Source organism: Rhizobium sp. BK650, from assembly GCF_014195325.1.
Classification (GTDB): domain Bacteria; phylum Pseudomonadota; class Alphaproteobacteria; order Rhizobiales; family Rhizobiaceae; genus Rhizobium.
The window spans coordinates 169,643-191,001 of record NZ_JACIBK010000009.1; the positions used below are offsets into that span (position 1 = coordinate 169,643).

The window sequence follows — 21,359 nt, forward strand, 5'->3', positions numbered from 1 at the left end:
GCAACCCGCGCGCCGGCCCTTTCTCACGTGAGGAGCGAGCGATGTCCGCCCTGGCAAATAAACAAAATTCCTCCACGACCGTCTCCGTCAAGCGGGCAGTAAAGGTTCTGCCGTTTTCCGGAGGGCATAGTCCGAGGATCGACTTTCGCCGCGCGGGCCTGACCGCATTTCGCAATCTCGTTCCGCCAACGGTCGTACTGGCACTTCTCCTGCTGGTCTGGCAGGTTCTGTGCTCTTCGGCCGACGCGTCTTTGCCCTCGCCGCATCAGGTGTGGCAGGACAGCTATGACCTGATCGCCTATCCCTTCTTCAATTACGGCTCCCAGGATATTGGGCTCGGCTGGCGCGTGCTCGTTTCGCTGCAACGTGTCGCTTATGGCTTCGGGCTTGCCGGGGTGGCCGGCGTCATCATCGGCGCGATCATCGGACAGTCGGTCTGGGCAATGCGCGGCCTCGACCCGATCTTCCAGGTGCTGCGCACCGTTCCGCCGCTCGCCTGGTTGCCGCTGTCGCTTGCAGCCTTTCAGGATTCCAGCCCGTCGGCAATCTTCGTCATCTTCATCACCTCGATCTGGCCGGTCATCATCAACACCGCCGTCGGCGTGCGCAACATACCGCAGGACTACCGCAACGTCGCCGAGGTGCTGCGCCTCAATCAGTTCGAATTCTTCTTCAAGATCATGCTGCCTTCGGCAGCACCCTACGTCTTCACTGGCCTCAGGATCGGCGTCGGCCTCTCCTGGCTCGCGATCGTCGCAGCCGAAATGCTGACCGGCGGCGTCGGCATCGGCTTCTTCATCTGGGACGCATGGAATTCGTCGCGCCTCCCGGACATCATCGTGGCGCTGGCCTATATCGGCGTTGTCGGCTTTGCCCTCGACAAGCTGGTGGCAGCGCTCGGCAAAATCGTCACCCACGGCGCCATGGCCAATTGAGGGGCGCGACCTATGAACGCCTATCTGAAGCTCGATCGCATCGACAAGCATTTCGACCGTAGCGGTGTGCGCGCCGAGATCCTGAAGGACATCAATCTAACGATTTCCGAAGGCGAGTTCGTCTCGATCATCGGCCATTCAGGCTGCGGCAAGTCCACCTTGCTCAATCTCATCGCCGGTCTGACCCCAGTTTCCGCAGGCGCCGTGCTCCTTGAAAACCGGGAGGTCAACGAACCGGGTCCGGAACGCGCCGTCGTCTTCCAGAACCACTCGCTCCTACCCTGGCTGACGGTCTATGAGAACGTCAATCTCGCCGTCTCCAAGGTCTTCAATAAAACGAAGAGCAAGGCCGAGCGGCACGACTGGGTCATGACCAATCTCGACCTCGTGCAGATGGCACATGCCAAAGACAAACGGCCTTCGGAAATATCGGGCGGCATGAAGCAGCGCGTCGGCATTGCCCGCGCGCTATCAATGGAGCCGAAGATCCTGCTGCTCGACGAACCGTTCGGCGCCCTCGACGCTCTGACGCGCGCCCATCTCCAGGACGCGGTGATGGAGATCCATAGCCGGCTCGGCAACACGATGGTGATGATCACCCATGATGTCGATGAAGCAGTGCTGCTGTCCGACCGCATCGTGATGATGACCAACGGCCCGGCGGCCCGCATCGGCGAAGTGCTCGATGTAGCGATTCCTCGCCCCCGCAACCGCATCGGACTCACCTCCGACCGGACATATCTCAAATGCCGTGAGGCCGTGCTGAAGTTTCTCTATGAACGCCATCGCTTCATCGAGGCTGCCGAGTAGGCCGCACAGCCACGCTTGCTGGCTCCTGTGGCCTGTCCTTCCGGCGGATCTCAGGTGGCTGATTTCAGGCGTTGCGCGCGCCCGGCTCCATGCCGGTTGCAAACACCGCACTGGCATCGCTGACCATCTCCACATGGGAATAGGCCGCCTGCGCAGCGGCAGCGCCATCAGCGCGCATGATCGCGCTCACGATCCGGCCGTGCTCCTCATAGGATTTTGCCAGGCGTCCAGGCAGACGGAATTGTGCGCGCCGAAAGGGCGCTAACCGCGCCCGCGTCTGCGTCACCATCTCAGAAATATGATCGTTATGCGCGCCGCGATAAAGGCGGGTATGGAATTCGGTGTTGTGCGCCGCATATTCCTCTTGCGCGCCGGCATGCACGAGCCTCATCGACGCCTTGTGCTCCAGTTCAAGCGTGCGCCGCTCGTCGACTGTCATGCGCTCGGCCGATAGCCTGGCGCAGATCGCTTCGAGTTCCGCCATCGCTTCGAACATCGAATGCAGATAAGTTTCGGTGACGTTGGTAACGACCGCGCTGCGGTTCGGCTCACGATCGATAAGCCCCATCGCCCCGAGTTCGCGAAGGGCCTCACGCACCGGTGTGCGCGACACTTCAAAACGGGCCGCCAACGAGACTTCGTCGAGCTTCTCTCCCGGCAGCATCTGGCCGGTCACGATCATGTCGGCAATCGCCCGCACCATCTGCTCGACGGTCGTCCCTGCCCTGATGATCTCTCTGCGCCTGATTTGCTTCAAGGGGTGATTCTGCATCGTTGTCTTTGCATACACATGCCCGCTCAAGCGAGCAAAGTCAAATTTCACCATATATTATTGATTTACAACACGAAAATCTATTCCATTGTAAGGCTGTATTGCAAAACCCGCTCGTTGATACAAATATATGACGGTTTTATAGGCTATGGATAAATTTTAATCTGATTTTGAGCTGAAATTGCATGCACATTTCGATTTTCTATTAGTTGTCAAAAATTTTCTCTTTATTATCAAGTAATTAAAATCTGGCACGGGCATTGCATACACTTTCCCGTAACCAATTTGAAACGGCAAAATCGCCGCAAGGGGAGCATTCCGATGACCAGACTCCTTTCCATGAAACGACGCCATTTCCTTCAGGTTTCTGCGGCCGCCGCTGTCGTTGGCGCAGCGCCAGGTCTTCTCTCCTCTCGCGCATTTGCGCAGACGGCTCTGACCGTCGGCTTCATCTATGTCGGCCCCAAGGATGACTACGGCTATAACCAGGCGCATGCCGAGGGTGCGGCCGCCATCAAGGCCTTGCCCGGCATCACCGTCGTTGAAGAAGAGAACGTCCCGGAGACGGTAGACGTTCAAAAGACGATGGAATCGATGATCAATCTCGATGGCGCGACCCTGCTCTTCCCAACCTCCTTCGGCTACTTCGACCCGCACATGCTGGCGATGGCCGCCAAATATCCCGATATCCAGTTCCGTCATTGCGGCGGCCTGTGGCAAGAAGGCAAGAACCCCGCCAATACGGGCTCCTATTTCGGTTATATCTTCCAGGGACAATATCTGAATGGCATCGCCGCCGGCCATGCAACGAAGAGCAAGAAGCTCGGCTTTGTTGCCGCCAAGCCGATTCCGCAGGTTCTGCAGAATATCAATGCCTTCCTGCTCGGCGCCCGCTCCGTCGATCCGGCCATCACCTGCCAGGTGATCTTCACCGGCGAATGGTCGCTTGCCGTCAAGGAGGCAGAAGCCACCAACGCGCTCGTCGATCAGGGCGCCGACGTCATCACCTGCCACGTCGACAGCCCCAAGGTCGTCGTCGAAACGGCCGCCGGCCGCGGCGCCTTTGTCTGCGGCTATCACGCCAATCAGAGCCCGCTTGCCCCCGAAAAGTACCTCACCGGCGCTGAATGGGCCTGGGGCAATGTCTACAGCGATTTCGTCAAAAAGGCGCAGGGCGGCGAAAAGCTCGGCAATTTCGTGCGCGGCGGCCTGAAGGACGGGTTCGTCAAGATGAGTGCGCTCGGGCCTGCCGTTTCCGAGGCAGGTCGGAAGGCTTTCGAAACGACCCATGCCGAGATGATGAAGGGCGGCTTCTCTGTCTTCAAGGGACCGCTCAAGGATAACAAGGGCAACGCGGTCGTCGCCGCCGACAAGAGCTACGCCGAAGACGCAATCGAACTCGAAAGCATGAATTATCTGGTTGAGGGTGTCGTCGGGTCCACGGCTTAACACGCAGAGGGAGACGCGCCATGACGATCCAGGCCAATGATCCCGCAATCTCAGTCGCTTCCGAAAGACCGGCGTCGCTGCGCCCCATCCTCGAATGGATCGCGCGACGGGCTGAACCCATCGTCATCGGCCTTGCGGCCATCCTGATTGGTCTTGCGCTCTTTTCCCTCTTCATCCTGGCGATCGGCAAATCGCCAGCGATGCTTTTCCAGCTTATGTATGCCGGCGGCTTCGGCAGCTGGTTTTCGATGCAGAACAGCTTAAGTCGTGCCGCACCCCTTCTCCTGACGGCACTCTGCGTCGCCCTGCCCGCCCGTCTCGGCCTCGTCATTATCGGCGGGGAAGGAGCGGTCGTGCTGGGCGGCGTTGCCGCCGCAGCCATGGCCATGCCGCTTACCGGCGCAGCACCGGTTTTCCTGACCCTCGTTCTTATGGGAATGGCCGCAATGGTGGTTGGCGGCATATGGATCGGCCTGGCCGGCTTCTTGCGCCACTATCGCGGCGTCAACGAGACAATCTCCTCGCTGCTGCTCTCCTATATCGCCATTGCCCTGATGAACCAGTTCGTCGAAGGACCTTTGCGCGATCCCGCCAGCCTCAACAAGCCTTCGACCAAGCCGCTGCCGCCAGACTATATGCTCGGCAATATTCCGGGCATGGATGTGCATTGGGGCCTCGTCATCGGCATCGTCGCCTGCATCCTCTCCTGGATACTCATCGAGGTGACGAGCTTCGGCTTTGCTGCCCGCATTGCCGGCGGGAATGTGCGCGCCGCCCAGATCCAGGGTCTGCCTGTCGGTAAGCTGATTGCCTGCTTTACGGCGATCGCCGGCAGTTTTGCGGGGCTTGCCGGCATGATCGAAGTCGCAGCGGTACAGGGCAGCGCCAATGCCTCGCTCGCCGCAGGGTACGGTTATACCGGCATCCTCGTCGCCTTTCTCGCACGCCACAATCCGCTGGCGATCATTCCCGTCGCGATCCTGCTCGGCGGCATCGGTGCCTCAGGCGGCCTGATCCAGCGCCGCATGGGTCTGCCCGATGCCACCGTGCTGGTGCTGCAGGGCACGCTCTTCATCGTCATCCTCTTCTGCGAGACGTTCTACGGCCGCTTCAAGATCTTCAATCCCGACCTCTGGAAAAGGAGCCTCTGATGGAAGAGACAGGCATCGGCATGTGGGGCGTGCCCCTCGCCATCCTCGCAGGCGCCATTCGCGTTTCCACGCCCTTCATCTTCGTCAGCCTCGGCGAGACGATCACCGAGCGGTCCGGCCGTATCAATCTCGGGCTTGAAGGAACGCTCGTCTTCGGCGCCATGACGGCTTACGCCGTCGCCGTCATGACCAGCTCGCCCTGGCTCGGCGTGTTCGCAGCCATGGCAACAGGCGCAATCTTCGGCCTCGTCCACGGCTGGATCTGCAAGTGGCCAAAGGTCAACGATATCGCAATCGGCATCGCCATGATGCAGTTCGGGCTCGGCCTTGCCTTCTTCCTCGGCAAGCCTTTCATCCAGCCTGCGGCACCGCATCTGCCGGCAATTCCGCTCGGTTTTTGGTCCGGCATGCCGCAGATCCAGGCGGCGCTGAACATCAACGTGCTCTTCCTCTTTGGCGCGGCCCTCGCCCTTATCCTCTGGTGGGCTTTCAAGAACACCCGTATCGGCCTGATCCTGCGTGTCGTCGGCGACAGTACCGACGCAGCGCGCGCCATGGGTATCGATCCGGATCGCGTGCGACTGCTTGCCACCGCAGTCGGCGGTTCGCTTGCGGCAATCGGCGGCGCCTATCTGTCGCTCTATTATCCCGGTTCCTGGAACGAGCGTATTTCCTCCGGTCAGGGCCTGATGGCAGTGGCGCTCGTCATCTTCGCCCGCTGGAACCCGATCGGCTGCTTCCTGGCTGCCCTGCTCTTCGGCGGCGCCGGTGCGCTGGGCCCGGCGTTGCAGTCCGTCGGCGTCACACAGGGCTATTACCTCTTCTATGCTGCCCCTTACGTGCTCACTCTGGTCATCATGATCGCGACCTCATCACCGACCCGTTCGCTCGCCGGCGCGCCCGGCGCGCTGTCGCTCACGAAATGACGAGCGCGGTCCACGTCAAGCGACTGAGCCGGTCGAAGCGGCCGAACCGTTACCGAAGGACATTCAAACTCGCGAGCGAATAGGAGAGGAAGACGATGGACGCCATGGTCGAAACCAAAGGACAATATATCGACGCCGACCCCTATGCCTGGCCCTATAACGGCGCCCTGCGGCCGGACAATACCGCGCTTGTTATCATCGACATGCAGACGGATTTCTGCGGCAAAGGCGGTTATGTCGACCACATGGGTTACGACCTGTCGCTGGTCCAAGCGCCGATCGAGCCGATCAAGAAGGTGTTGGCGACCATGCGCGCCAAGGGCTACCATATCATTCACACCCGCGAGGGCCATCGGCCCGATCTCGCCGACCTGCCAGCCAACAAGCGCTGGCGCTCGCAGCGCATCGGCGCCGGCATCGGCGATCCGGGGCCTTGCGGACGCATCCTCACACGTGGCGAACCCGGCTGGGACATCATTCCCGAACTCTACCCGACCGAGGGCGAGACGATCATCGACAAGCCGGGCAAGGGTTCCTTCTGTGCCACTGATCTGGAACTGATCCTCAACCAGAAGCGGATCGAAAACATCATTCTGACCGGCATCACCACTGACGTCTGTGTTTCCACGACCATGCGCGAGGCAAACGACCGCGGCTACGAATGCCTGCTTCTGGAGGACTGCTGCGGTGCAACCGACTACGGCAACCACCTTGCCGCCATCAAGATGGTGAAGATGCAGGGCGGCGTCTTCGGCTCGGTCTCCAATTCCGAGACGTTTGTGAGCCAGTTGCCATGAGCACGGTCCGCGACACCCCCCTCCCGCAACCCGGCAAGGCTGTCGGCATTGATACGATCGACATGACGATGCGCTTCGGCAGCTTCACCGCGCTCGACCAGGTTTCGATAAATGTGCCTGCGGGCAGTTTCCACGCCCTGCTTGGCGAAAACGGCGCCGGCAAATCGACGCTCGTCAAATGTATCATGGGCTTCTATCACGCGACATCGGGCGCGCTTTCCGTCGACGGCCGCGAAGTGGCGATCGCGTCGCCGAAGGACGCGGCGACCTACGGCCTCGGCATGGTCTACCAGCATTTCACGCTGGTCCCTTCACTGACGGGTGCCGAAAACCTCGTCATCAGCCGCGACGAAGTGCCTGCTATCATCGATTGGGCGAAGGAGCGCAGGGATCTTGCAGCCTTCATGGAACGCATGCCTTTCAAGATCCCGCTCGACAGGCCGGTCAGTGAGCTTGCCGCCGGTGAGAAGCAGAAGCTGGAGATCGTCAAGCAACTCTACCTCGGCCGCTCCTTTCTCGTGCTGGACGAGCCAACCTCGGTGCTGACGCCGGCAGAAGCCGACGAAATGCTTGGCCTCGTGCGCGCCATGACGCAACGCGGCGAACTGACGGTGCTGATGATCTCCCACAAGTTCCACGAGGTGACGAAATTCGCCGATAACCTCTCCATCCTGCGGCGGGGCAAGCTCGTCGGCACCGGCAAGGTCGGCGAACTCTCCACCGCCGACATGGCGGCGATGATGATCGGCGACGTCAAGCTCGCCGAACTCGACACCCGCGTTCCGGTTTCCGAAAGCGCCAAGCCGATCCTCACCGTCGAGCAGATCAAGGCTCCCGATCGTTCCGGCCTCAAGACCATCGAGATCGACAGTCTCTTGGTCCGCTCCGGCGAAATCGTCGGCATTGCCGGGATATCCGGCAACGGCCAGAAGGAGCTGACCGAAATCCTCGCCGGCCAGCGGCCGACGGACAGTGGCCGCGTCAGCGTCAAAGGCCAGATCTACGGCGCGACGCGCCCTGAAACCCGGAAGAATAATGTCCGCTTCATTCCCGAGGAGCCGCTGCAGAATGCCTGCGCGCCGCGCATGACGGTCAGCGAAAACCTCGCCTTCCGGACCTTCGACCTGAAGGCGGACGGAAAGGACGCGGTCTGGCTGAACAAGGGCAAGATGAAGAAGCGCGCTACGGCGCTGATCTCCGATTTCAAGGTGAAAACGGCTTCCTCCTCCTCGCCCATCGCGGCTCTTTCGGGTGGCAACGTACAGCGGGCCGTGCTTGCCCGCGAACTGACCGGCGAGGTGGACCTGCTGATCGTCTCGAACCCCTGTTTCGGCCTTGACTTCTCGGCCGTGGCCGAGATCCGCGCCCGCATCATGAAGGCCCGAAATTCCGGGACGGCCGTGCTGCTCCTTTCGGAAGACCTCGACGAGCTACTCGAAATGTCCGACCGCATCATGGTCATCTCCGAAGGCAAGCTGGTTTATGAGACACCGGCGCGCTCGGCCGATATCGGCGTCATCGGCGCCCATATGGCGGGGCACCACTGATGGCTAGGATCAAGGCAGAACCCTTCGCTTTCCCGGTGGTGCACGACCAGCTCGCCCTTATCGTCATCGACATGCAGCGCGATTTCGCCGAGCCCGGCGGTTTCGGCGCCAGCCTCGGCAATGATGTCAGCCGCATCACAAGGATCGTGCCTGACGTCAAACGCCTCATCCAGGGCTTCCGAAATGCCGGCCTGCCGGTCATCCATACGATGGAATGCCACAGGCCCGATCTCTCGGACCTGCCGCCGGCAAAACGAAACCGCGGCAACCCGACGCTGCGGATCGGTGACGAAGGTCCGATGGGCCGAATACTTATCTCCGGCGAACCTGGCACAGCGATCCTGCCGGAGCTTGCCCCAGTCAAGGGAGAGGTTGTCATCGAAAAACCCGGCAAAGGCGCCTTCTACGCCACGGAACTTGGAAAAGTGCTGCAGCAGAGGGGCATCAAACAGCTGGTCTTCGCAGGTGTAACGACAGAAGTCTGCGTGCAGACCACAATGCGCGAGGCAAACGATCGCGGTTACGAATGCGTGCTCGCCGAGGAGGCGACGGAAAGCTATTTTCCCGAGTTCAAGGCGGCCGCCATTGCCATGATCCGCGCCCAAGGTGCGATCGTCGGCTGGACGGCCCATGTCGACGATATCCTGGAGAGCATCGCCAATGCCTGAGACGACCCGCGAACTGCTCACTAGTGGTGGCTGGAAAGAACTGGAATTCGGTCCTTTCCGCGATGACGTGACAATCCATTGGATTCGCCCCTTCGACGGCGAGCATCCCGGCGTAGCGCTGCTGAAATATGAAGCCGGCGCTTCCGTCCCCCGCCACCGGCACGAAGGACTGGAGACCATTCTCGTGCTCGATGGAGTTCAGTCCGATGAAGCGGGCGACTACGCCCGCGGCAGCTACATCGTCAACGCACCGGGCACCGAACACTCGGTCTGGAGCGATACCGGCTGTGTCGTGCTCATCCAATGGGACCGACCGGTAACAATACTGGGGGAGAAATAACGTCGAGCCGAGATACCGTCCTTCGATATCCTCACCGCGCGACGCAGTGCTGGCGACCGTCACTCCTTAAATCGCAAAAGGCCGCATTGCCAGTTCAGCCGGCTTGAATGCCATACGCTCGAGACCTAAATTGCCAGAATGCTTGACCATTCGTCTCGACCATTGTCGCAGTCAACTATCCCCGTGGATGCCCTGAGCGAAGTCCTGCAAGACTTTCGCCTGAGTGGCGTCAACTATGGGCGTTGCGAACTCAGACATCCGTGGAGCATCGCTTTTCCGCAACAACAACTGCTTCGTTTTCACTTTGTGAGCCAAGGTCCGTGCTGGATCCATACCGAGGTCGAAGGATGGCAGGAGCTGAACGATGGCGATCTGGTGCTGCTGCCGCAAGGGATCGCACACCGATTGGCCAGCGCGCCAGACGTTGAGGGCGACTGCCTTAAAAGCTGTCAGATAACGAGCTTGGGAAGCAATGTCTGCGAAGTGCTGCGGGAAGGAACGGGCTCGACCAGCACCCTCTTCTGCGGCTCCATGGCTTTGGGGGCACATGCACTTAACCCTTTGATCGCTCTGATGCCGCCAATCATCAAGGGCTGCGATGTGGCCGGCAACGACCCGATTGTTGGCCCCCTGCTGACGGCTATGTCGGCGGAAGCGACCCAGCCCCAGATGGGAAGCGCGACCGTCCTGTCGCGGATGGCGGACTTACTTGCAGCCCGGCTTATCCGCTGCTGGGTCAATTGCAGCGGAACCTCGACCACGGGCTGGCTCGCCGCTATCCGCGATGCCCACATCGGTCGCGCCTTGGCGGCCATGCACAGGAACCCCGGTCATAACTGGACCCTCGAAAGCCTCGCCGGTGTGGCAGGCCAGTCGCGCTCGATCTTCGCCGAGCGCTTCAGCGCTATTTTGGGAGAAGGCGCGGCACATTATCTCATCCGCCTTCGCATGCAGCTTGCCCGGGAGCTGTTAGGACAAAGCGGCATGTCGGTCGCCGAGGTTGCCTCCCGGCTGGGCTACGAGTCGGAGGCGTCCTTCGCGCGCGCCTTCAAGCGCGTCACAAGCGTCCCACCAGGCGTTGTGCGTCGCACAAATTCCGGACGAATGGGCATGGATTTCGGATTTTAGGATACATATCATCTGGAAAACTTCGTCTATGACATCTCCGAGCGTAGGAGATATTTCAAATGACGGACACAACATCACAGCTTGACGAAGCTACAATTGGCCTGGAGACCGAGCAATCTGTCTGGACCGCGTCTACGTGGTTTGCCGTTCTTTCGATGGCGGCCACCAGTTTCGCGCTTGTATCAGCTGAGTTCTTGCCAGCAGGTCTCTTGACGCCAATGGCGCGCGATCTCGGGGTTACCGAGGGAACCGCCGGACAGGTCGTTACGGCTACCGCTTCCGTCGGCGCCGTGACGGCTCTTTTGAGCAATGTTCTCATCGGCAGACTGAACCGCAAAACCGTGCTCGTCGGTCTCAGCGCCTTGGCGGTGGGCTCCAATGTTTTAGCATCTTTTGCGACCGATTTTTGGCTCTTGTTGTTGGGCCGGGCTGGGCTCGGCATCGCGCTCAGCGGTTTCTGGGCGCTTTCAGTTGCGGTAGTAGCGAGGTTGGTGGGCGCCAATGCGACAGGTCGTGGTATGGCCATCGTCACCCTCGGCGTCTCGCTCGCCACCATAGCTGCACCATCGGTGGGTGCTTTGATCAGCGATTGGCTGGGATGGCGCATCGCCATGGCGATGACCGCCGGGCTTGCCGCCGTCGCTATGCTGCTGCAGCTGCTCAGCTTGCCGACACTGCCTGCAAGCACAAGCAACAGTCTCGCCGATGTCTTCCGGCTGACACGACGACGGGCGGTTCAACTGGGAATGCTTGCCATTCTTTTGCTGATGACAGGGCATTTTGCCGGCTCGGTCTATGTGCGCCCCTTCCTCGAACAGGTGACGCTCCTTGAAACCAATTCGATCGCCCTGGCGCTTCTCGGGTTTGGCGTCGCTTCCGTGATCGGAAATGTTGCCGGTGGCCGAATTGCCGACGCGAGTATTCGTCTGGCGCTCGCTGTCACCGCCGCGATGATGGCGTTTGCGGCGCTCGTTCTCGTCCTTGCAGGCACTCATGCCGGCATCGCGTTCGCCCTCGTTACACTTTGGGGCTTCGCCTTCGGAATGGGCCCGGTGGTGCTGCCGACCAATCTTTCCCGCGCGGCACCAGAAGCTCTTGAAGCGGCGGGCAGCCTGATGGTCGTCTCGTTTCAGGTCGCCATCAGTATCGGCGCGGTTTTCGGCGGCTATGTCGTCGACCACTATGGTGCTGCAGGACCCTTGACCCTTACGGCCGTCCTAGCCGCATCGACCGTCGCCCTGGCCTTGCTGCAGCCTCGCAGCTGATTGTTGCTTCCGGTTTGAGCATCGCGCAATCGGACTGAAAAATGCCGTGAGATCTGTTGCTGGATGCGACATCTCAGCTGCGCGCGTCACGACGAGCCCGCTCGCGGCATTGGCCGGCCTTATCGCAATCGCGCTGACAGATGACGCTGTATCATCGGCGCGCTATCGGACCGGATCTGCGCTTACGACCGGCCTATGGATGGATCGAAGAGCCGGGGGGCCTGAGACCGGCCGGCTCACTTCACGGTGGTGGGTCCTCCCCCCGGGTCAGGCCACTGTGCTGAGTGTCCGTGCGATCGCATTGCGCCAACCGACGATTCTCGCCTGCCTGTCCGTGTCCGTCATATCCGGCTCAAAGCTGCGGTCGCTTGCCCAAGCGCGCGCGAACTCCTCCCTTTCCGGCCAGACGCCGGCCTTCGATCCGGCGAGCCAGGCTGCACCGAGCGCCGTCGTCTCCAAGGTCGCCGCCCGCTCGACGGGGCTCGAGAGAATGTTGGCGAGATGCTGCATCGTCCATTCGGAGGCCGACATGCCGCCATCGACGCGCAGAACGGTTTCAATCGGGTGATCGCCCCAATCGCTGCGCATCGCCACCAGGAGGTCGAGCGTCTGGTAGGCGACCGATTCCAGGACGGCCCGGGCCAGTTCGGCCGGACCGCTGTTGCGCGTCAGGCCGAAGATCGCCCCACGCGCCTCCGGATCCCAATAGGGAGCGCCAAGCCCGGTGAAGGCAGGCACGACATAGACCCTTTGCTGCGGATCGGCTCTGTCAGCGAGCGCGCTGGTTTCCGATGCCTTCCCGATAATGCCGAGACCGTCACGCAGCCACTGCACGGCAGCACCGGCAATGAATATCGATCCTTCCAGCGCATAGGTGGTTTTGCCATTCAAGCGATAGGCGATTGTCGTCAGCAGCCGGTTCTTCGAACGGACGCGGTCATCGCCAGTGTTCAAGAGCGCAAAGCAGCCGGTGCCGTAGGTCGATTTCACCATGCCCGGTTCGAAACAGGCATTGCCGATCGTCGCCGCCTGCTGATCACCGGCGACACCGAGGATCGGGATACCAGCGCCGAAGATGTAAGGATCGACCGTGCCGAAATCATCAGCGCTGTCCTTGACCTCGGGCAGCACTGCGCGCGGGATGCGCAGGATTTCAAGAAGCTCCTCGTCCCAGCGATTCTCGGCGATATTGTAGAGCAGGGTTCGCGAGGCATTGGTTGCATCGGTAAGATGCGCGCGTCCGCCGGTCAGCTTGTAGATGATCCAGCTGTCGATGGTCCCGAAACAGACTTCGCCCGCTTCGGCGCGGGCACGCAGTCCCTCTATATTGTCAAGCAGCCAGCGCAGCTTCGTGCCGGAAAAATAAGGATCGAGCAACAGACCAGTCTTGGCGGTGAAGAGCTTTTCATAGCCATCCACCTTCAGCCGGTCGCACATTTCCGCCGTGCGCCGGTCCTGCCAGACGATTGCCTTGTGAAGCGGCTGGCCGGTCGCCCTTTCCCAGACGACGGTCGTTTCCCGCTGATTGGTGATGCCGATGGCAGCGATCGCGCCCGCCCCCACGCCGCTCTTTGCCAATGCATCGCGGGCGGTCGAAAGCACCGTGTCCCAGATTTCGGCCGCATCATGCTCCACCCAGCCTGTCTGCGGGAAATATTGGGCGATTTCCGTCTGGGCCGACCCTGCGATCCGCATCTGAGGGTCGAAAATGATCGCGCGCGACGACGTCGTGCCCTGGTCGATGGCAAGGATATGGCCGCTCATGACATCTCTTCCTGCGCAGCAGCCATCGTTCCGCCGGAACGGCAGCTCTGTCCCCGTTGATTCTATGGAAATGGAAGACGGCCGGGCGGCGCGCGCCCGGCCGATCTGACGCTTATTTCTTGGCGTCTGCCCAGCTCTTGACGAGCTCGTCATAGTTGACGGTGATGGGTTTTTCCTTCTCGTTCTCGATCTTCAGCTGCGGCGCGAGGTTACCCTTCTTCACAGCATCTGCGTTCCAATAAGCGAGATCATGTTCTTCGGCGAGTTTCGGGCCGATATCGCCCTGGACCTTCGATTTCTCGATACGGCCCATGACCTTCTCCTGTTCACTGCAAAGAGAATCCATGGCCTCCTGCGGTGTCTTGGCGCCGGAAGAGGCATCGCCAATTGCCTGCCACCAAAGCTGAGCCAGCTTCGGATAGTCGGGAACGTTGGTCCCGGTAGGCGACCACTGAACGCGAGCCGGCGAACGATAGAACTCGATCAGACCGCCGAGCTTCGGAGCGCGCTCCGTGAAGCTCTTGTCGCGAATGGTGGATTCGCGGATGAAGGTGAGACCGACCTGGCTCTTCTTAACGTCAACCGTTTTGGAGGTCACGAACTGTGCATAGAGCCAAGCAGCTTTTGCGCGGTCCGTCGGGGTCGATTTCATCAGCGTCCACGAGCCGACGTCCTGATAACCGAGCTTCATGCCGTCTTTCCAGTAAACGCCATGCGGGCTCGGCGCCATGCGCCACTTCGGCGTACCATCCTCGTTCATAACAGGCAGGCCGGGCTTGACCATGTCTGCGGTAAACGCGGTGTACCAGAAGATCTGCTGGGCGACGGCACCCTGTGCCGGCACCGGACCGGATTCCGAAAAGGTCATGCCCTGAGCTTCCGCCGGTGCGTATGCCTTCAACCAATCGAGATACTTCTGGATCGAATAGACCGCTGCCGGGCCGTTGGTGTCGCCGCCACGCGCGACGCACGAACCGACGGGACGCGACTTCTCGTCGACCTTGATACCCCATTCGTCCACCGGAAGACCGTTCGGCAGGCCCTTGTCGCCGTTGCCGGCCATCGACAGCCAGGCGTCGGTGAAGCGCCAGCCGAGCGACGGGTCCTTCTTGCCGTAGTCCATGTGGCCGAAGACCTTCTTGCCGTTGACGTCACGTCCTGTGAAGAATTCGGCAATGTCTTCATAGGCCGACCAGTTGACCGGAACGCCGAGATCGTAGCCGTATTTCGCCTTGAAATCGGCCTTGTTCTTCTCGTCGTTGAACCAGTCGTAGCGGAACCAGTAGAGGTTGGCGAACTGCTGGTCGGGAAGCTGATAGAGCTTCTTGTCCGGCGCGGTCGTGAACTTGGTGCCGATAAAGTCGTCGATATCGAGGCCGGGGTTGGTAACGTCCTTGCCTTCGCCGGCCATCCAGTCGGTCAGGTTGCGCACCTGCTGATAGCGCCAGTGAGTACCAATCAGGTCGGAGTCATTGACCCAGCCGTCATAAAGGTTCTGCCCGGTCTGCATCTGCGTTTGGATCTTCTCGACAACGTCGCCCTCTTGAATGACGTCGTGCGTTACTTTGATGCCGGTGATCGCAGTGAAGGCCGGAGCCAGAACCTCCGACTCATATTTGTGGGTGGTCAAGGTTTCCGAAACAACCTTGATCTCCATACCCTTGAAGGGCTTGGCAGCATCGATGAACCACTGCATTTCCTTTTCCTGGTCGGCGCGAGAGAGCGTCGACATGTCGCCGATCTCTTTATCCAGGAAAGTCTTTGCCTCATCCATGCCGGCATAGGCCGACCCTGTCATGGCCAGCAGTACCGCTGCTGTCGTCGTCAATAAATGCCTTCGCATGATATCCTCCCAGGGTTTGCGATTGCAGTTTTCACGTCTCAGGCGGCCAGAAATACCCCCGGCCATCTGCATCAGTTTGCCTCACACGTAACGGAATACGCCGACGGCGTAGACAACGGAGAGAGCAAGAGCCCACCAGAGGCTTGATCCGGCGAGACCAAGCCAGGCAAGATGGATAAAGGCGCTGCCGAGCAGCGAAAGGAAAAGCCGGTCACCGCGCGTGGTCTCGAAGCGCAGGATACCGATCCGCGGGCTGCCCCCCGGCACGGCATACTCCCAGATCCCCATACCGATCAGCAGCAATACGATGACGATGAAGAAAGCGGCCGTCGGCCAGGTCCATGCCATCCATGAAAAATCGGGAAGCGACAAGCTCATCAAACCCTCCCCAGGGCGAAGCCCTTGGCGATGTAATTGCGGACAAACCAGATCACAAGCGCCCCTGGGATCAGGGTCAGAACACCGGCGGCGGCAAGCAGGCCCCAATCCATGCCGGATGCAGAGACGGTGCGGGTCATGGTGGCAGCGATCGGCTTTGCGTCGGTCGTCGTCAAAGTGCGGGCAAGCAGCAGTTCCACCCAGGAGAACATGAAGCAAAAGAAGGCAGCGACGCCGATGCCGCTTGCAATCAGGGGCATGAAGATCTTCACGAAGAAGCGCGGGAAAGAATAGCCGTCAATATAGGCCGTCTCGTCGATCTCCTTCGGCACGCCCGACATGAAGCCTTCAAGGATCCAGACCGCAAGCGGCACGTTAAAGAGGCAGTGCGCCAAGGCAACGGCGATGTGCGTATCGATCAGCCCAAAGGCTGAATAGAGCTGGAAGAACGGCAGCGCGAACACGGCTGGGGGCGCCATTCGATTGGTGAGCAGCCAGAAGAAAAGATGCTTGTCACCGAGGAACCGGTAACGGGAGAAAGCATAGGCCGCCGGCAGCGCGACTGCCACCGAGATCACCATGTTGATCACGACATAGGTGATTGAATTGATGTAGCCGGAATACCACGCCTTCTCCGTAAAGATCGTCACGTAATTGGCGATCGTCGGGTTATGAGGATAAAGCGTCAGGGAATTGACGATCTCCGCGTTGGTCTTGAAGCTCATGTTGACGAGCCAATAGATCGGCAGCAGGAGCACGATGATGTAGATCGTCGGAACCAGCCACCACCAGCGCGATTCCTCCCCGCGCCGGCGCATCAGACGACTGACTTCGTCCGAAGACAGACCGCTTGCGACACTGGTAATGCCTGAAATCTTTCGGCTCGCTGTCGTTTCGTTGGAGGCGCTCATTTCAATTCTCCGCGTCGTGGCTTGTCATGACGGTGTAGAACACCCATGAAAGCAGCAGGATGATCAGGAAATAGATCAGCGACATGGCGGCGGCGGGACCGAGGTCAAACTGTCCGAGCGCGGTCTTGACCAGATCGATCGACAAGAACGTGGTCGAATTGCCCGGACCGCCGCCGGTGACGACGAAGGGCTCAGTGTAGATCATGAAACTATCCATGAAACGCAACAGCACGGCGATCAGAAGAACGCGCTTCATCTTCGGCAGCTGGATATAGCGGAACACAGCCCAACGAGACGCTCCGTCGATCTTGGCTGCCTGATAGAAAGCATCAGGGATGGAAACGAGACCGGCATAGCAGAGAAGCACAACCAGGCTCGTCCAATGCCAGACATCCATGATGATGATCGTCACCCAGGCGTCGAGCGGATCCTGCACGTAGTTGTAATCGATGCCGATGGCATTGAGGTAATAGCCGAACAAACCAATGTCGTTGCGGCCGAACACCTGCCAGATCGTGCCGACAACGTTCCACGGGATCAGCAGCGGTAGCGCCATCAACACCAGGCACACGGGCACGCCGATGCCCGATTTCGGCATGTTGAGTGCAATGAAGATACCGAGGGGGATCTCAAGAGCGAGAATGATCAACGAAAAAATCAAATTTCGCTGCAGGGCGGCCCAGAAACGATCGGAATGCAGGACCTGGGTAAACCAGTCCGTTCCGTTCCAGAAGAACTGGTTGTTTCCGAAAGTGTCCTGAACGGAATAGTTCACAACCGTCATCAAGGGAATGACGGCCGAGAATGCCACCAGCACGAGGACCGGCAGGACCAGAAACCAGCCTTTATTGTTCCAGGTTTTTTCCATGATCAAGCCTCCGGTCCGGCGCGCCAAGAGTCGGCATAGATACTGATACCCGACGTCTCGAAGGTGACCCGTGGATCAGCCGGAATGTCTCCGTCTTCAGGAACGACAATCGCGATCGGCTGGCCGGCAAACTGCGCGCGAAGGATCTTCTGCCGGCCGATATCCTCCACCTTGCTGACGGTGACAGGCATGCCCACGCGACCGACCCGAATAAACTCTGGCCGGATTCCGAGCTCTACCTTGGCCGCGGCCGAAGTCTTTGGCGCATAATCGAGCGTCAGCGCGTGTTCACCGACCCGAACGGTGCGGCCTTCCACCTTGGCCGGCATGAAGTTCATGCCCGGCGAACCGATGAAGTATCCGACGAAAGTATGGCTCGGACGCTCGAAGAGCTCGGCCGGCGTGCCTATCTGCACGATCTCGCCATCATACATCACCACGACTTTGTCGGCGAAGGTCAGCGCCTCCGTCTGGTCATGCGTGACATAGACCATCGTAAAACCGAACTGCTTATGGAGCCGCTTCAGTTGCGATCGCAGCACCCATTTCATATGCGGATCGATAACAGTGAGCGGCTCGTCGAAGAGAATTGCGTTCACATCCGAGCGCACGAGGCCGCGGCCGAGCGAAATCTTCTGCTTTTGGTCCGCCGTCAAACCGCGAGCACGCCGCTTGGCCCAGCCTGCAAGATCGATCATTTCCAATATTTCATGGACACGACGATCAACGTCGGGTTCCGCCACTCCGCGATTGCGCAAGGGGAAAGCCAGATTGTCATAGACGGTCATCGTGTCGTAGATCACCGGAAATTGGAATACCTGGGCAATATTTCGCTGCTGCGTCGGCAGGTTCGTAACATCCCGTCCGTCGAAAAGAATCCGACCTTCGGACGGCTGAATAAGGCCGGAAATGATATTGAGTAGCGAGGTCTTTCCGCAGCCTGAAGGGCCGAGCAGCGCATAGGCGCCGCCATCGTTCCACTCGTGGTGAACTGCCTTGAGAGCGTAGTCCTTCTCGCTCTTCGGGTTTGGCCCATAGGCATGTCGAATATGATCGAGGGTGATACGTGCCATGATTTTCTCCTAGCCCCCGTGCCTAGCGGTGGTGATCGCCCGGCCGTCCGCGCCGAACGCCATCAGGTGGCGCGTATCGATGAAAACGGAGAGGTCCGCGTCCGGGTCGATATTGTGGATGCCATGCGCAAGCATCACCCAGCGGGTGTCGACAAATTGCAGATGCACGAAACTTTCCGACCCTGTGATCTCTGAAATCTGTGTCCGTGCTGTGAGCCGCGCCGAATCGGCTGTCTGGGCGGTCGGTGCAAGATGATGCGGATGAAACGCGATCGTTGCCGGCCCGTCCGGCACATTCTGAAGGTGCGGCGGCACGGCAAAAATCACAGCGCCGTCGCGGAGGAAAGTGCCTTGCGATTTGACGAGGTCGATAAAATTCAGTGGCGGATCGGCAAATGTTTTCGCCGTCGTGAGATCGAGGGGATTGCGATAGACCTCGATCGTCGGGCCGAACTGCGTGATCCGGCCCTCGGCGAGCGTTGCAGTATTGCCGCCGAGTAACAGCGCTTCGGAGGGTTCCGTCGTGGCATAAACGAAGATCGCGCCGGACTGGGCGAAGATTCGCGGCAATTCCTGCCGTAGTTCTTCACGCAGCTTGTAATCGAGATTGGCGAGCGGCTCATCCATCAAAACAAGGCTTGCATTCTTGACGAGTGCGCGGGCAAGGGCCGTGCGCTGCTGCTGACCACCGGAGAGATTGAGCGGCGTGCGGTCCAGATAGGGCGTGAGCTTCAGAAGCTCGGCCGCCTTGCGCACTTCGAAATCGATGGTCTTCTGGTCTCGTCCGGCAATGCGCATCGGCGAGGCGATATTCTCGTAGACGCTGAGTGCGGGATAATTGATGAACTGCTGGTAAACCATCGCGACATTGCGCTTCTGCACCGGCATGCCGGTAACATCGGCGCCGTCGAAATAGATCGAACCACTGGTCGGCCGATCAAGACCGGCCATCAGCCGCATCAACGATGTCTTGCCGGAGAGCGTCGGTCCGAGCAGGACGTTCAGCGATCCCCGTTCAAATGTCAGGTCCGTCGGGTGGATGTGATATTCACCGCCGACCATCTTTGCGGCATTGCGCAATTCGAGCATTCCGGTTCCCGTGCCTCCTCAAGACGGGGACCACATGCCGGCTTAGCCTGCGAGTTTTGCGGGCAGAGCGGCGATGTACTCCTCCAAAATATGCATCTGTTGTGGTGTCATGTGCAAACCGGCCTTGGTTCTCCGCCAGAGCACATCGTCAGCGGAAACGGCCCATTCATTGTCGATCAGGTAGCGGACCTCGGCCTCGTAGAGGTTGGCTCCGAACAGCCTTCCGAGATCGTCGATCTTTGCGGCATTGCCGAGAAGCGTGGTTGCCTTCGTACCGTATCGGCGAACAAGCCTTCGGGAATGGGCGTCGGCCAGGAACGGATAGCGGGCCTTGAGCTTGGCCACTTCACCCTCATAGCCCTGCACCGGAAAATCCCCGCCCGGCAGGTGGCTGCCCGCCGTCCACGGCCGGCCCTTGACGCCGATCGCTTCGCCGATCTTTTCGAGCGCATGTTCCGACAGCCGCCGATAGGTGGTGAGCTTGCCGCCGAAGACATTGAGAAGCGGGGCCTCGCCCGCCTTGCCCTCGACCTTCAGCACGTAGTCACGGGTCGCTTCCTGCGCCTTCGAGGCGCCGTCATCGAAGAGCGGCCTGACCGCCGAATAGGTCCAGACGATATCCTCGGGCTTCACCGGCTCGTTGAAATATTCCGACGCCGCATTGCAGAGATAGACGATTTCCTCCTCGGAGATCTTCACATCCTTCGGATCGGCTGTGTAGTCGCGGTCGGTCGTGCCGATCAGGGTAAAGTCGGTCTCGTAGGGAATGGCAAAGATGATGCGGTTGTCGGGGTTCTGGAAGAAATAGGCGCGCGGGCCTTCGAACTTCTTCCTGACGATGATGTGACTGCCCTGGACGAGGCGCACATGGTGGGCCTCATTCTGGCCGAAAGTGGAACGGATGACATGGTCGACCCACGGACCGGCGGCATTGATCAGCATGCGGGCCTGATGGGTCTCGCTCTTGCCCGTGAGGCTATTGATCGTCTTGATCTGCCAGACGCCACCCTCCTGTCGGGCAGAGACGACCTTGGTGCGCGGCATGATCAGCGCCCCCTTGTCGGCGGCATCCCGCGCATTCAGCACCACCATTCGGGCATCGTCGACCCAGCCGTCGGAATATTCGAAAGCTTTGGTGAAGAGTGCCTTCAGCGGCTTGGCGGCCGGATCGGTGCGCATGTTAAGCACCGAAGTCGGCGGCAACAGCTTGCGGCCGCCGAGGTGGTCATAGAGAAAGAGGCCAAGGCGGATCATCCAGGCCGGCCTTACCCCCCCCTTGTGATAGGGCAGCACGAAGCGCAGCGGCCAGATGATGTGCGGAGCCATGGCCCAGAGGATCTCGCGCTCCATCAGCGATTCGCGCACCAGGCGGAACTCGTAGTGTTCGAGGTAGCGCAGGCCGCCGTGGATGAGCTTGGTGGCGCCTGACGAGGTGCCGGAGGCGAAATCGTTCATCTCGGCAAGCGCCACCGTATATCCGCGACCCACCGCATCGCGCGCAATGCCACAGCCGTTGATCCCGCCGCCGATGACGAAAATATCGTGGATACCGTCCATATTCCCCCTCGTTGCACCAGGGCAGCGCAACGGTTCCCTCCAAACCCGAAAGTGAGAGCGATTAAATCGAAAATTTTTCGAATGTCAA

20 protein-coding genes are annotated in these 21,359 nt (G+C 60.0%); 11 read left to right on the forward strand and 9 right to left on the reverse strand.

The features are described from left to right. Positions 1-41 precede the first annotated feature (41 nt). Positions 42-935: a nitrate ABC transporter permease gene (gene ntrB, locus FHX15_RS21455; RefSeq protein ID WP_184400378.1), complete on the forward strand. Its 894-nt coding sequence runs from the start codon at positions 42-44 to the stop codon at positions 933-935. Between the two features lie 12 nt (positions 936-947). After that, on the forward strand, positions 948-1,745 hold the full coding sequence (locus FHX15_RS21460; protein WP_184400379.1) for an ABC transporter ATP-binding protein: 798 nt from the start codon (positions 948-950) through the stop codon (positions 1,743-1,745). Between the two features lie 64 nt (positions 1,746-1,809). Here the strand turns inward: FHX15_RS21460 and FHX15_RS21465 are convergent, their stop codons facing one another. Continuing rightward, on the reverse strand, positions 1,810-2,502 hold the full coding sequence (locus FHX15_RS21465) for a GntR family transcriptional regulator (RefSeq protein WP_184400380.1): 693 nt from the start codon (positions 2,500-2,502) through the stop codon (positions 1,810-1,812). Positions 2,503-2,838: 336 nt separating this feature from the next. On the opposite strand from FHX15_RS21465, the gene FHX15_RS21470 reads away from it, so the two are divergent. From FHX15_RS21470 to FHX15_RS21510, 9 genes are all read left to right on the forward strand, one after another. Further along, positions 2,839-3,966, forward strand: coding sequence for a BMP family ABC transporter substrate-binding protein (locus tag FHX15_RS21470; protein ID WP_184400381.1), 1,128 nt, complete (start codon positions 2,839-2,841; stop codon positions 3,964-3,966). A 20-nt stretch (positions 3,967-3,986) separates the two neighbouring features. After that, the gene (locus FHX15_RS21475; protein WP_184400382.1) at positions 3,987-5,117 is read left to right on the forward strand and encodes an ABC transporter permease; all 1,131 of its coding nucleotides are present in this window, start codon (positions 3,987-3,989) and stop codon (positions 5,115-5,117) included. After that, positions 5,117-6,043: an ABC transporter permease gene (locus FHX15_RS21480; RefSeq protein ID WP_184400383.1), complete on the forward strand. Its 927-nt coding sequence runs from the start codon at positions 5,117-5,119 to the stop codon at positions 6,041-6,043. Before FHX15_RS21475 ends, FHX15_RS21480 begins: the two co-directional genes overlap by 1 nt. Before the next feature lie 95 nt (positions 6,044-6,138). Continuing rightward, positions 6,139-6,840 carry a cysteine hydrolase family protein gene (locus tag FHX15_RS21485; protein WP_184400384.1) on the forward strand — a complete coding sequence of 234 codons (702 nt, stop codon included), beginning with the start codon at positions 6,139-6,141 and terminating at the stop codon, positions 6,838-6,840. Then, positions 6,837-8,387, forward strand: coding sequence for an ABC transporter ATP-binding protein (locus tag FHX15_RS21490; RefSeq protein ID WP_184400385.1), 1,551 nt, complete (start codon positions 6,837-6,839; stop codon positions 8,385-8,387). Before FHX15_RS21485 ends, FHX15_RS21490 begins: the two co-directional genes overlap by 4 nt. After that, positions 8,387-9,055, forward strand: a complete 669-nt coding sequence (locus tag FHX15_RS21495; RefSeq protein ID WP_184400386.1) for a cysteine hydrolase family protein — start codon at positions 8,387-8,389, stop codon at positions 9,053-9,055. The genes FHX15_RS21490 and FHX15_RS21495 overlap by 1 nt, the downstream gene beginning before the upstream one ends. After that, positions 9,048-9,395, forward strand: a complete 348-nt coding sequence (locus tag FHX15_RS21500; protein WP_184400387.1) for a cupin domain-containing protein — start codon at positions 9,048-9,050, stop codon at positions 9,393-9,395. The genes FHX15_RS21495 and FHX15_RS21500 overlap by 8 nt, the downstream gene beginning before the upstream one ends. A 138-nt stretch (positions 9,396-9,533) precedes the next feature. Further along, positions 9,534-10,523 carry an AraC family transcriptional regulator gene (locus FHX15_RS21505; RefSeq protein WP_184400388.1) on the forward strand — a complete coding sequence of 330 codons (990 nt, stop codon included), beginning with the start codon at positions 9,534-9,536 and terminating at the stop codon, positions 10,521-10,523. Positions 10,524-10,582: 59 nt separating this feature from the next. Next, a complete protein-coding gene (locus FHX15_RS21510; protein WP_184400389.1) occupies positions 10,583-11,788 on the forward strand; it encodes an MFS transporter in 1,206 nt (401 codons plus the stop codon). Between the two features lie 267 nt (positions 11,789-12,055). On the opposite strand, the gene glpK is transcribed toward FHX15_RS21510, so the two are convergent. From glpK to glpD, 8 genes are all read right to left on the reverse strand, one after another. Continuing rightward, positions 12,056-13,552 carry a glycerol kinase GlpK gene (glpK, locus tag FHX15_RS21515; protein ID WP_184400390.1) on the reverse strand — a complete coding sequence of 499 codons (1,497 nt, stop codon included), beginning with the start codon at positions 13,550-13,552 and terminating at the stop codon, positions 12,056-12,058. Positions 13,553-13,664: 112 nt separating this feature from the next. Then, entirely contained in the window at positions 13,665-15,395 is a 1,731-nt protein-coding gene (locus FHX15_RS21520; RefSeq protein ID WP_184400391.1) for an ABC transporter substrate-binding protein, read from the reverse strand. 81 nt (positions 15,396-15,476) lie between these two features. Next, on the reverse strand, positions 15,477-15,773 hold the full coding sequence (locus FHX15_RS21525) for a DUF2160 domain-containing protein (protein ID WP_184400392.1): 297 nt from the start codon (positions 15,771-15,773) through the stop codon (positions 15,477-15,479). Further along, positions 15,773-16,684, reverse strand: coding sequence for a carbohydrate ABC transporter permease (locus FHX15_RS21530; RefSeq protein ID WP_184400393.1), 912 nt, complete (start codon positions 16,682-16,684; stop codon positions 15,773-15,775). The genes FHX15_RS21525 and FHX15_RS21530 overlap by 1 nt, the downstream gene beginning before the upstream one ends. A 1-nt stretch (position 16,685) precedes the next feature. After that, complete coding sequence (locus FHX15_RS21535; RefSeq protein WP_184400394.1) at positions 16,686-17,552, reverse strand: carbohydrate ABC transporter permease; 867 nt, start codon at positions 17,550-17,552, stop codon at positions 16,686-16,688. Between the two features lie 2 nt (positions 17,553-17,554). Continuing rightward, the gene (locus tag FHX15_RS21540) at positions 17,555-18,625 is read right to left on the reverse strand and encodes an ABC transporter ATP-binding protein (protein ID WP_184400395.1); all 1,071 of its coding nucleotides are present in this window, start codon (positions 18,623-18,625) and stop codon (positions 17,555-17,557) included. Positions 18,626-18,634: 9 nt separating this feature from the next. Beyond that, the gene (locus FHX15_RS21545) at positions 18,635-19,714 is read right to left on the reverse strand and encodes an ABC transporter ATP-binding protein (protein WP_184400396.1); all 1,080 of its coding nucleotides are present in this window, start codon (positions 19,712-19,714) and stop codon (positions 18,635-18,637) included. Between the two features lie 42 nt (positions 19,715-19,756). After that, on the reverse strand, positions 19,757-21,271 hold the full coding sequence (glpD, locus tag FHX15_RS21550; RefSeq protein WP_184400397.1) for a glycerol-3-phosphate dehydrogenase: 1,515 nt from the start codon (positions 21,269-21,271) through the stop codon (positions 19,757-19,759). Positions 21,272-21,359 lie beyond the last annotated feature (88 nt).